Below are 12631 nucleotides of genomic sequence, written 5' to 3'. Positions count from 1 at the left end.
AATCAATGAGCAAATCAAAGAAAAAAAACACCGCACTTTCCGGTAACGCAATAGCACAAGCCTTTAGTTTTGGTGATCCGATTCCAGTGTTAGACCGTGCCGAAATTCTGAATTATTTTGAATCTGTACTGGTTTATGAGAAATATTATAATCCGCCGATTAATTTGGGCTATTTAGCCAAAGCCCTTGGCGCTTCCCCACACCATCAAAGTGCCATCACAGTGAAAAAGAATATTTTACTTTCAACCTGTAAAACGACCGCGCTTTTACCAAGAACACAACTTGAAAAACTGGTTCAGGATTATTTGGTTTTTGGCAATGCGTTCATTGAAATCGTAAAAAATGCGTTCGGCGATATCATTTCACTTAGAGCACCTTTGGCAAAATATATGCGCGTGGGTGTTGATGAAGGTCAATTCTTCCAAATCGTAACGGGCTATGAAGAATATGAATTTAAAAAAGATTCCGTGCTGCAACTTATCAATCCTGACATTAACCAAGAAATTTATGGTGTGCCGGAATATTTAGCCGCCTTACAATCTGCATTTCTAAACGAGAGTGCAACTCTGTTCCGTCGTAAATATTATCTGAATGGTGCGCATGCCGGTTCTATTATTTATATGACTGATCCAACGCAGAATAAGGATGATATTCAATCCATCAAGGACCAAATCAAACAAACCAAAGGCACCGGCAACTTTAAGAATCTTTTCGTCTATATCCCGAACGGTAAGAAAGACGGCTTTCAAGTGATTCCGCTTTCGGATGCCGTGTCAAAAGATGATTTCCTGAATATTAAAAATGCAAGCCGTGATGATGTTTTGGCAGCACATAGGGTTCCGCCTCAGTTAATGGGTATCGTGCCGAACAATACCGGTGGATTTGGTGATGTGGAAAAAGCCACTAAAGTTTTCTTTGTGAATGAAATCATTCCACTTCAAGAACGTCTAAAAGAAATTAATGAACGTTTAGGCATGGAAGTGATCACTTTTAACGAATACAAATTGCTAGAAGAAAAATAGAGATCCTTTCAGATAAAAATTGCCCGTGTTATTGCACGGGCTTTTTGTTGCCTAAAAGATGTGTTTTTTGCTGTGTGGTGCTAATACTGCCCAATGCTATTATATCAAATGACAATACCCCAGAAAGAAAAACCTATTGATTTTAGCCGATTTCCCTCCTAAAACGCTTATGAAAAATCGCAGTCAAACCCTCGCCACGCCTGCGCAATAAATGTATGTGTTTTAACGCAAATTCAGATCCTTTATAAAGCCTTTTCAGATCTAACGCCTTTCAAATCCTTTCAATCAGATCTTTCAACGCAAAACAACGCGGGAAAACGCGAAATTGGGTCTTTAAATATTAATTAAAATGATGTGCCAAATTGTGTCTTAGCTGTGACAAAGACTATAAACTTTGTGCCAATATTTAGGAAGTGATTAAATTTTGATTGATTGGATAACTGATTGAATTATTTGTTATTTATTTTCTAATGGCTACCAACTATTCACAGTTTGTATAACTCCAAAACCGGGTGTTGGGAGTTCGAGCCTCTCCGCCCCTGCCATCTTAAATAGATAATCCTCGCATTTGCGGGGATTTTTTATTTCTACAAATACGATTGGTAAAATAAAACGGCTTATTTCCTTTTGGAGATAAACCGTTTTGCAATGATTAATACTTACGCTTTATGTGGAATGTTTGCCAATACTTGTGTTAATACCGTCCAATAGGTTTGCACATCAGCAATATTCACCTGTTCATCGGGCGAATGGGCGTTACGAATGGTTGGCCCGATGGAAACCATCTCAATATGCGGGTAATGTTGTTTCAATAAGCCACATTCTAAACCGGCGTGGATCACCTTAATGAGCGGTGCTTTACCTAATACTTGTTGATAATGTTGCTCCGTCAGTTGCACCAAGGCTGAATCATTCACCGGTTGCCAGCCCGGATAAGGTGCTGAGAAGACTGCTTTGGCACCACTTAAATCGGCCAATGAACTGAGTAACTCGGTAATGTATTGTTTACCGCTTTCAATTAATGAACGCACAAGAATTGTAGCTTTAACGGTATTGTCTTGCATTTTTAGCACGCCGACACTCAAGCTACTTTCTACTACGCCGGTAATTACATCACTATTACGAATGACACCATTTGGTAATAGGTTCAATGCATTGATTAAATTACGTTGGCTTTCTGTAGTAAATACTTGTTGTGGGAGTGCAATACTATTTACGCTAAATTCCACATTCGGTTCGATGAGCGCCAATTCTTCTTTGATGACGTGATTGAATTCGCAGATAGCTTGTTCGAATGTCGAGGAATTACCACAAAAAGTAATAATCGCACCAGCTTCACGCGGAATAGCATTGCGAATGGAACCACCGTGAATTTCTGCTAAATTAAATTGCAGATCGGCTAATTGAAGATGCTTAAATAAACGTGCCAGTAATTTAATTGCATTCGCTCGGCCGGTATGAATATCGCAGCCGGAATGTCCACCACGCAAGCCTTTTAGATTGATTTGCAAGGCTTGTGAGGCGCCATTGGCCTGCCATTCAATTGGGAATTCCAAGTTGGCATTAATTCCACCGGCACAGCCAATATAAATCTCACCAATTTCTTCTGTATCAGTATTGATTAACCATTCGGATTGCAACCAACCATTACGTAAGTGAATTGCGCCATCCATGCCGGTTTCTTCGCTCATGGTGAGTAGGACTTCTAATGGCGGATGAACTAAATTATCGCTTTCCAATATGGCTAATGCTGAAGCTAAACCAATACCATTATCGGCACCTAGAGTTGTACCTTGCGCTTTTACCCAGTCACCAACAATATGTGGACGAATCGGATCTTGCTCAAAATTATGGCTGCTACCTTCATTGGCTTGTGGCACCATATCCAAATGCGCCTGTAATGCTACCGGAATACAATGTTCCATACCCGCACTGGCAGCTTTGCGAATTAACAGGTTACCCACTTCATCGCGCTCCACAAAAAAACCGCGTTTTTTTGCCCAATCGACAATAAATTCAGCTAATTTATCTTCGTGATGGGAGGGATGAGGTATCGCACAGATTTGTGCAAACCATTGCCATAATAGCGCCGGTTGCAAGGTTGAAATTTCGGACATATTTGCTCCTTTTTTCATAAAAAAGTGGTGTGAAATAATAGCATAAAAGGCTATTTCGGGTTATCCTTACGCAATTTTTTTATTCTCTAAACTGAAGGATTTTCTATGAGCGAAAAATATGTTGTGACTTGGGACATGTTCCAAATGCACGCCCGTAAATTAGCGGAGAAATTACTGCCGGCCTCCCAATGGAAAGGCATTATCGCGGTGAGCCGCGGCGGCTTATTTCCAGCAGCCGTATTGGCGCGCGAACTCAATATCCGCTTAGTGGAAACCGTGTGTATTGCCAGTTATGATCATGATCAGCAAGGCGCATTAAAAGTGTTGCATCGCGCCGAAGGTGATGGCGAAGGCATGATTGTGGTAGACGATTTAGTGGATACCGGTAATACTGCCCGCGCAATCCGTGAAATGTATCCAAAAGCTAAGTTCGTGACAGTATTTGCCAAACCGGCCGGTGCTGAATTGGTGGATGAGTATGTGATTGATATTCCACAAAATACTTGGATTGAACAGCCTTGGGATTTGGGCTTATCCTTTGTTCCGCCACTCGCGCGTAAATAATTTCATCAATGCCGCCTTGAGCGGCATTTATTTTTTATGGTCTGTGCTTACGGTCCTTTTTCGTTATAATAGCCGCCTTCGTCGGGCAATAATTGCCTTACAATAGGTTTTTAAATCAACTCTAATAAAATCAAATACTTAGACCTTATTTTTGAGAAAACGCCAAAAAACATCATGGCGTTTTAGTCTGATCAATCAACAAGGAAATTGCATGTCAAGCCAACCCCGCTTTGTTCATCTTCGCACCCACACCGATTTTTCCATGATCGACAGTATCGTGAAGGTGAAACCGTTGGTGAAAGCCTGTGCTGAAAAACAAATGGTAGCTTTGGCACTGACTGACTTCTGTAATTTTTGTGGTGTTGTCAAATTTTACGGTGAAACCTTAAGTGCCGGTATTAAGCCGATTATTGGCGCGGATGTACGGGTAATTGCTGCTGATGGCGAAAGTTTTTTTGAATTGACTCTGTTAGCTAAAAATAATGCCGGTTATAAAAATATTACCTTATTACTTTCCAAGGCCTATCAACGCGGTTATACAGATTTACCGTATTTGGATAAGGAATGGCTGATTGAACACCGTGAGGGGGTGATCATTCTTTCCGGTGGCACTCAAGGTGATGTGGGCAAGGCTCTGTTGCGTGACAATCAACAGGAAACGGAAAAAGCCCTGGCATTCTATCAACAGTATTTCGCTGAACATTTTTATTTGAGTTTGTCGCGCACTGGCCGTCCGGATGAAGAGCGTTATATTCAAAGTGCTCTGACCTTAGCCGAACGGCACAATTTACCGTTGGTCGCGACTAATGATGTGATGTTTTTAAAGGCTGATGATTTTGAAGCTCATGAAATTCGTGTAGCTATTCATGACGGCTATACTTTGGATGATCCCAAACGACCAAAACGCTATACCGAACAGCAATATTTCCGCAGTGAAGAGGAAATGTGTGCATTGTTCGCCGATATTCCTTCCGCATTAGAAAATACCCTATTAATCGCACAACGTTGTAGCGTGACTTTACGTTTGGGCGAATATTTCCTTCCACAATTTCCAACCGGTGAATTATCCACGGAAGATTTCTTGGTTAAAAAATCCCGTGAGGGGCTGGAAGAACGTTTAGCTTTTTTATTTCCCGATGAAAAAGTCCGCGCAGAAAGACGTCCGGAATATGATGAACGTTTGCAGGTCGAACTCGATGTGATTAACCAAATGGGATTTCCAGGCTATTTCTTGATCGTGATGGAGTTTATTCAATGGTCAAAGGATAACGATATCCCGGTGGGACCGGGACGGGGCTCCGGTGCGGGCTCACTCGTGGCTTACGCCTTAAAAATTACTGATTTAGATCCCCTTGAGTTTGATTTGCTATTCGAACGTTTCTTAAATCCGGAACGGGTTTCCATGCCCGATTTTGATGTGGATTTCTGTATGGATGGCCGCGATAGAGTAATCGAACATGTGGCAGAAACCTATGGACGTGGTGCGGTATCGCAAATTATTACCTTCGGTACTATGGCGGCAAAAGCGGTGATTCGTGATGTTGGGCGCGTGCTGGGGCATCCTTATGGTTTTGTTGATCGTATATCTAAGTTAATTCCTCCCGATCCGGGCATGACCTTAGCGAAAGCCTTTGAGGCAGAGCCGCAATTACAAGTCGCCTATGATAGCGATGAGGAAGTGCAGGATTTGATTAATATGGCGCGCAAATTGGAAGGGGTGACCCGTAATGCGGGGAAACATGCCGGCGGCGTGGTGATCTCTCCGACCCTAATAACCGATTTTGCCCCACTTTATTGCGATAGCGAAGGTAAACATCCTGTTACCCACTTTGATAAAAGCGATGTGGAATATGCGGGCCTGGTGAAATTTGACTTCTTAGGTTTACGTACCCTCACTATTATCAAATGGGCGCTCGATATGATTAATGCGCGCATGCTACGTGAAGGTAAACCGTTAGTTGATATTGCAGCTATTCCTTTGGATGATCCTGAATCCTTCGAACTATTAAAACGTTCTGAAACTACCGCGGTGTTCCAGCTGGAATCACGTGGCATGAAGGATTTGATTAAGCGCCTACAACCGGACTGCTTTGAAGATATTATCGCGTTGGTAGCATTGTTCCGTCCGGGGCCGTTGCAATCGGGGATGGTAGATAACTTTATCGACCGTAAACACGGCCGTGAGGAAGTGTCCTACCCTGATGCTGAATATCAGCACGAGAGCCTGAAGCCGATTTTGGAACCGACCTACGGGGTAATTTTGTATCAGGAACAGGTCATGCAAATTGCCCAGGTCTTGGCCGGCTATACCTTAGGTGGTGCAGATTTATTACGTCGTGCGATGGGTAAGAAAAAACCCGAAGAAATGGCTAAACAGCGCTCGGTATTTGAAGAGGGAGCGATTAAAAATGGTGTGAACGGCGAATTGGCGATGAAGATTTTCGATTTGGTAGAAAAATTCGCCGGTTATGGTTTTAATAAATCCCACTCCGCGGCCTATGCCTTGGTTTCGTATCAAACGCTGTGGCTGAAAACCCATTATCCGGCGGAGTTCATGGCCGCGGTAATGACCTCGGAAATGACCAATACGGACAAAATTGTTGGGCTATATGATGAATGTTTACGCATGGGACTAACCGTTACGCCACCGGATATTAATGTGGGTAAGCATCATTTTAGTGTCAATGAAAACGGTGAAATTGTGTATGGTATTGGTGCGATTAAAGGGGTTGGTGAAGGGCCGATTGAAGCCTTAATTAATGCCCGCAATGAAGGCGGTATCTTTAAGGATTTATTTGATTTATGTGCCCGCGTGGATTTAAAGAAAATCAACCGACGCACCTTTGAAAGTCTGATTATGTCGGGCGCTTTTGATAAGCTAGGACCACATCGAGCAGCGCTGGCCAAAAATTTGGAAGATGCGTTAAAAGCCTCCGATCAGCATGCGAAGGATGAAGCCATTGGCCAGGCGGATATGTTCGGTGTTCTTACGGAAACCCATGAAGAGGTGGAAAACGCCTATGCACATACGCCGCCTTATAGTGAAAAACAAATTTTGGAAGGCGAATGGGAAACCCTCGGCCTGTATTTGAGCAGTCATCCAGTTAGCCGTTATTTGAAGGAATTGTCCCACTACACCTCAACCCGTTTGAAAGAATTAGTGCCGAATCGTCGTGGTCAAATGAGCACGGTGGCCGGGTTGGTGGTAGCCTCGCGTATTGCCGTGACGAAAAAAGGTAACCGCTTGGGCATTGCGACCATTGATGATCGCTCGGGACGTTTGGATTTGACCTTATTTGGAGAGGCTCTGGAGCAATTTGCTGATAAATTACAGCGCGATAGCGTTATTATTGTTACCGGCCAGGTGAGTTTTGATGATTTCTCACAAGGACTACGGATGTCGGTGCGGGATTTGATGACCCTTGATGACGCACGTTCTCGTTATGCCAAGAGTTTGGCTATTAGTTTGGAAGAAAAGCAAATTACCCCAAGTTTTATCAAACAGCTTAAGGGCATATTAGAACCCGCAATTGGTGGCAGTCTGCCGATTAACATTTATTATCTCGGTAGCCAAGGGCGGGCACTTTTGAAAATGGGGGTACAGTGGTCGATTACACCGACCGATGAAGTGCTTTATCGTTTAACCGAAATGCTCGGTGAAAATGCGGTGGAGTTAGAGTTTGCTTAAAACGCCCCTAGGATTTCCAGAGTTTTCTTTAAAATCAATGTTAAGTTATTGATTTTATTAAATATGTTTTAAAAATGATAATTCGACGGGAATGCTTTTCCCGCTCCGCCTTTTGTGTTAGTTTATGGCGGTTTTTATACATGAGAGAGCAGAAATTATGCAAAAAGTGATTATTGATGAAGAGCGTTTTTTGCGCACGATTTCCCGTATTGCCCATGAAATTATTGAAAAACATAAAACCTTGGACAATATCGTGATGGTCGGCATTAAACGGCGCGGTGCAGAAATTGCTGAGCTGATTGCGAAGAGAATCTGCGAATTAACCGGCACCGAATTGCCGTTTACCGAATTGGATATCACGTTTTACCGCGATGATTTATCGCCTTTGGATGCGGCCAATCCGGGGCCGGTATATCGCGGGGCATCGCAATATTTAAGCATTCAAGATAAAGAGGTGATCTTAGTCGATGATGTGCTTTTCACCGGTCGTACTATTCGTGCGGCAATGGATGCCCTGACGGATTTTGGGCGTGCAGCAAAAATCGAATTGGTGATTTTGGTTGATCGTGGACACCGCGAATTGCCAATACGAGCCGATTATGTGGGTAAAAACGTGCCAACCGGGCGTAATGAAAAAGTGCAGGTGCGTACCGTCGGATTTGACGGTTGTTATGAAGTCGTATTACTGCCGAAATAATCTTTAAAATCAATTGTGAACCTTTAGCAAAATTGATACTCTAACGGCCGTTATTGACTTTGGAATGACAGACAATGAAACAGACAATTTTTAAATCTTTATTGTGCGCATTTTTAGGCGCTTTTGTAGTGAGTAACGCTATTGCTGAAGAACGTGTAGTGGCGACAGTCAACGGGCAACCTATTCTACAAAGCCAGGTAAATGCGGCAATGGGTAAACGCGGCGATTTTAATGCGGCGTTGGATAAAGTCATTGATGATATTTTGGTGGATAAAGCGATTAAAGAATCCAAAGTTCAGGTGAATCAGGCGGAAGTTAACCGTATTGTGGAAGATATTGCAGCACGTAATGGTTTGACTTACGGTCAGTTTTTAGATGCATTGGATTATCAGGGTATTTCTTTAGCTGCTTTCAAACAACAAATTGCCAACCAAATGAAAATGGCCGGTGTACGTAATCAAGCGATTCAAAACAGCGTAGATGTGACCCGTGAACAGGTTGAGTCATTAGGCAAAAAAATGATGGATGAAGCAAAAGCTAACGGTACCGAGCAAAAGGTTATCGGTAAGCAGTATGAAGTTCGCCATATTTTGCTGAAATTGAATCCATTATTGAACGATGATCAGGCTAAAGCACAATTGGAAAAAATCAGAAGTGATATTCTCAGCGGAAAAACCAGCTTTGCTGATGCCGCATTGAATTATTCTAAAGATTATCTCTCCGGTGCTAATGGTGGTAGTTTAGGTTATGCCTTCCCGGAAGCCTATGTCGGTCCGTTTGCAAAAGCCGTACAAACTACGCCAAAAGGCACGATTTCTGCGCCGTTTAAATCTGAATTCGGTTGGCATATCTTAGAAGTCACCGGTGAGCGTGATGGCGACAGAACAGAAGATGCTTATCGTCAAAAAGCTTATGAACAATTGGTTAATAGTCAATTGCAGGATTCCGCAAAGGACTGGGTGAAAGCGTTGCGTAAAACTGCCGATATTCAATATTTCAATAAGTAACGAAAACATCTAAATAAAGGGGCTGGTTAGCCCCTTTTGCATTTAAATCATAGTTGAGGCTTATGATGAAGAAATTTCTCATTTTTTTACTTGTATTCGTATTGCTGGGAAGTGGTGGTGGCTATTGGGGCTACCAACAAATGAATGCCTACTTACAGGCTCCAATTCATGCGACAGCTGATCAATTGCTGACTATTGAACGGGGTGTTACAGGAAATAAGTTGGCTGATTTATTGGCTCGTGAAAAATTAGTGGATCATCCGGCTTATTTGCCTTGGCTTCTCAAATTACAACCGGAACTTAATAAAATTAAGGCCGGGACATATTCGTTAAATGGCATTAATACCGTTGAAGAGTTGCTTAAATTATTAAATTCAGGCAAGGAAGCACAATTTAGCGTGCAGTTTATTGAAGGTAAAACTTTCAGTGAATGGCGTAAAAATCTTGAACGGGCACCGCACTTAAAACAAACCTTAGAAGGCAAAACAGAGTGGGAGATTATACGATTATTACATGTTCCGGCGATTGCAAAAGCAGTTTACGATTGGAGTAGTATGGACGGTTGGCTGTATCCAGATACTTATAATTACACGCCAAACTCCACGGATCTTGAGTTGTTGCAGCGCTCAACTGCTCGTTTACAAAAGGCCTTAGATAAAGCGTGGAATGAACGGGATAAGGATCTGCCACTAGCTGATGCTTATCAAATGTTGATTTTGGCTTCTATTGTGGAAAAAGAAACGGGAATTGCATCTGAGCGTCCCTTAGTGGCTTCGGTCTTTATTAATCGTTTAAAAGCCAAAATGAAACTACAAACTGACCCAACCGTGATTTATGGAATGGGTGAGAGTTATACCGGTAATATTAGTAAGAAAGATTTGGAAACGATAAACCCGTACAATACCTATATGATTGAGGGTTTACCACCAACACCAATTGCCATGGTGAGTGAGAGTGCTTTGCAGGCTGTGGCGCATCCAGAGAAAACGGATTTTTATTATTTTGTTGCTGATGGCAGTGGTGGTCATAAATTTACCCGCAATCTGAACGAGCATAATAAAGCGGTGCAAGAATATTTACGTTGGTATCGTAGCCAACAAAAAGGAGCCAATTAATGCAAGGCAAATTTATCGTCATTGAAGGTTTGGAAGGCGCAGGTAAAAGTACCGCCATGCAAACGGTGGTGGATACATTAAAATCCCTTGGGGTAAGCGATATCGTATTTACTCGTGAGCCAGGTGGTACGCCATTAGCGGAGAAATTACGCCATTTAATCAAGCATGAAACAGAAGAACCTGTTACCGATAAAGCGGAGTTATTAATGCTTTATGCGGCACGAATTCAATTGGTAGAAAATGTAATTAAGCCAGCTTTGGCTGCCGGTAAGATCGTGCTAGGTGATCGTCATGATATGTCTTCACAGGCCTATCAAGGCGGTGGGCGTCAGTTTGACCAAACGCTCATGGCGAATTTAAAAAATATGGTATTAGGCGATTTTGAGCCGGACTTTGTACTCTATTTGGATATTGATCCGGCTGAGGGACTTGCTCGTGCTAGAGGGCGCGGAGAATTGGATCGTATTGAACAACAAGGGCTGGATTTTTTCCATCGTACCCGTCAACGTTATTTGGAATTGGTGCAGAACAATCCAAAAGCTGCAATTATTAATGCGGGTCAGCCATTGGCACAAGTACAAGCCGATATTCAAATTGCAGTTAAAAATTGGTGGATGTCACAAGCAAAATGAGCGAGCTTTATCCTTGGTTAGCGGCCACTTATGACAAAATCAGCCAAACCTTTACAGAAAGTTTGGGACACCATGCTTTGTTAATTAAAACCGATCAAGGGCTGGGCGCAGAAAGCTTATTTGATTCTTTGGCAAAACGTATTATGTGTCAAACGCCAGAGAATGCCCCCTGTGGCCATTGTCATTCCTGCCATTTAATGAGTGCCCATAGTCATCCTGATTTTCATCTCTTAGCCTCTCAAGAAGGCAAGGATATCGGGGTGGATCAGGTGCGGGCGATTAATGAAATTGTAGCTCAGCATGCACAGCAAAACGGCAATAAGTTGGTATATATCCAAGGCGCAGAACGCCTCACTGAAGCGGCGGCTAATGCGTTATTAAAAACCTTGGAAGAGCCGCGTCCGAACACGTATTTCTTATTACAAACGGAACCCTCCTCTTCATTGTTGGCAACCATTTACAGTCGTTGCCAAGTATGGAATGTTCCTGTGCCGACAGAATCTGAAGCCTTAACTTGGCTTTCTTCTCAATTTCAGGCAGAAACATCAGAATTATTGACTGCACTTGCGATGAATTTGGGGCGTCCGCTGTTAGCATTAGAAACACTCCAACAAGGATTTATTGAACAACGCAAAAATTTCCTACGTCAATTTTGGCTGTTTTATCGTCGTCGTTCGCCTTTGGAAATTTTGCCTTTCTTTGAAAAAGAGTGTGCAGTACAACAGATGGATTGGATCTTGGCTTTTTTAGGTGATGCCATTAAATATAAATTAGAAATTCAAAGTGGTTGGCAAATTCTTGATCTTAAAAACGGAGTAATGCAATTTGCTGATGAACAAACTGTGCTTGGGCTATTAAGTGCCAATAAAATTATGCAAAAAGTGCGTTCGGATTTACTTACCATTAATGGTGTTAATACCGAAATAATCCTATTGGATGGTTTAACGAAGTTAATTACCGACGTGTTTAAGGACTAAAGAAATTATGTTTATCGTAGATTCCCATTGCCATTTAGATGCATTGGATTATGAAAATTTACACAAAGATATTGCGGATGTGGTGGCCAAAGCACATGCTCGTGATGTAAAGCATTTGCTGGCGATTGGGGTGACGTTAAGTCGTTTTGAAAAAGCTTATCCGGCCTTGGCGCAATTTTCTAATGTGTCTTTAGCTTGCGGAGTGCATCCCTTAGATCTTGATGAAGAACCTTACGATGCCGAGCGTTTATTGCGTTTAGCGCAGGATGAAAAAGTTATCGCAATTGGCGAAATTGGTCTGGATTATTATTACAGTGCCGATAATAAAACCTTGCAGCAAACTGTCTTTGCTGACCAGATCAGAATTGCTAATCAAGTGGATAAACCGGTGATTATTCATACCCGTTCAGCGCCAGAAGATACCATAACCATATTGCGTGAGCATCATGCAGAAAAGTGTGGCGGATTGATTCATTGTTTTACGGAAAGCCTGGAGTTTGCGAAAAAGGCGCTTGATTTAGGTTTCTATATTTCCTGTTCGGGGATTATTACCTTCAAAAATGCTGAAAGTATTCGTGAAGCCATTCGTTATGTGCCGGCCGATCGTTTGTTGGTGGAAACCGATTCACCTTATTTGGCTCCGGTGCCTTATCGAGGCAAAGAGAATCAGCCGGCATATACGCGTGAGGTGTGTGAATATGTGGCGGCGCTAAAGGGCTTATCGATGGAAGCGTTTGCTGAAATCAGTACGCAAAACTTTGAGCGTTTATTTAAAATTAATGTACAATAAATCGCCGAAATTAATGAGAGAA

The 12631-nt window shown here is 42.4% G+C and carries 10 protein-coding genes; 9 read left to right on the top strand and 1 reads right to left on the bottom strand.

The genetic code is table 11. The features are described from left to right. Positions 1-5 precede the first annotated feature (5 nt). Positions 6-1022 (top strand): phage portal protein, encoded by a 1017-nt coding sequence (locus tag CKV74_RS02480; RefSeq protein WP_095176697.1) that lies wholly within the window; start codon positions 6-8, stop codon positions 1020-1022. Between the two features lie 659 nt (positions 1023-1681). On the opposite strand, the gene CKV74_RS02475 is transcribed toward CKV74_RS02480, so the two are convergent. Continuing rightward, a complete protein-coding gene (locus tag CKV74_RS02475) occupies positions 1682-3139 on the bottom strand; it encodes an aminoacyl-histidine dipeptidase (RefSeq protein WP_007242715.1) in 1458 nt (485 codons plus the stop codon). 105 nt (positions 3140-3244) lie between these two features. On the opposite strand from CKV74_RS02475, the gene gpt reads away from it, so the two are divergent. From gpt to CKV74_RS02435, 8 genes are all read left to right on the top strand, one after another. Further along, positions 3245-3703 carry a xanthine phosphoribosyltransferase gene (gpt, locus tag CKV74_RS02470; protein WP_007242651.1) on the top strand — a complete coding sequence of 153 codons (459 nt, stop codon included), beginning with the start codon at positions 3245-3247 and terminating at the stop codon, positions 3701-3703. A gap of 211 nt (positions 3704-3914) precedes the next feature. After that, positions 3915-7391 (top strand): DNA polymerase III subunit alpha, encoded by a 3477-nt coding sequence (dnaE, locus tag CKV74_RS02465; protein ID WP_095176696.1) that lies wholly within the window; start codon positions 3915-3917, stop codon positions 7389-7391. A gap of 157 nt (positions 7392-7548) precedes the next feature. Beyond that, complete coding sequence (gene pyrR, locus CKV74_RS02460) at positions 7549-8088, top strand: bifunctional pyr operon transcriptional regulator/uracil phosphoribosyltransferase PyrR (RefSeq protein WP_007242606.1); 540 nt, start codon at positions 7549-7551, stop codon at positions 8086-8088. 74 nt (positions 8089-8162) lie between these two features. Next, a complete protein-coding gene (locus CKV74_RS02455; protein ID WP_095176695.1) occupies positions 8163-9095 on the top strand; it encodes a peptidylprolyl isomerase in 933 nt (310 codons plus the stop codon). Positions 9096-9160: 65 nt separating this feature from the next. After that, complete coding sequence (mltG, locus tag CKV74_RS02450) at positions 9161-10210, top strand: endolytic transglycosylase MltG (protein ID WP_007242673.1); 1050 nt, start codon at positions 9161-9163, stop codon at positions 10208-10210. Continuing rightward, the gene (gene tmk, locus CKV74_RS02445; protein WP_007242751.1) at positions 10210-10842 is read left to right on the top strand and encodes a dTMP kinase; all 633 of its coding nucleotides are present in this window, start codon (positions 10210-10212) and stop codon (positions 10840-10842) included. The genes mltG and tmk overlap by 1 nt, the downstream gene beginning before the upstream one ends. After that, complete coding sequence (locus tag CKV74_RS02440) at positions 10839-11819, top strand: DNA polymerase III subunit delta' (RefSeq protein WP_095176694.1); 981 nt, start codon at positions 10839-10841, stop codon at positions 11817-11819. The genes tmk and CKV74_RS02440 overlap by 4 nt, the downstream gene beginning before the upstream one ends. A gap of 7 nt (positions 11820-11826) precedes the next feature. Next, positions 11827-12609, top strand: coding sequence for a YchF/TatD family DNA exonuclease (locus tag CKV74_RS02435; protein ID WP_007242703.1), 783 nt, complete (start codon positions 11827-11829; stop codon positions 12607-12609). Positions 12610-12631: the final 22 nt, after the last annotated feature.

Origin of the sequence: Haemophilus pittmaniae (assembly GCF_900186995.1) — a bacterium.
Taxonomy (GTDB): domain Bacteria; phylum Pseudomonadota; class Gammaproteobacteria; order Enterobacterales; family Pasteurellaceae; genus Haemophilus_D; species Haemophilus_D pittmaniae.
The sequence above is the reverse complement of the archived record's forward strand: the minus strand, read 5'-3'. Positions and strand labels throughout refer to the sequence as shown.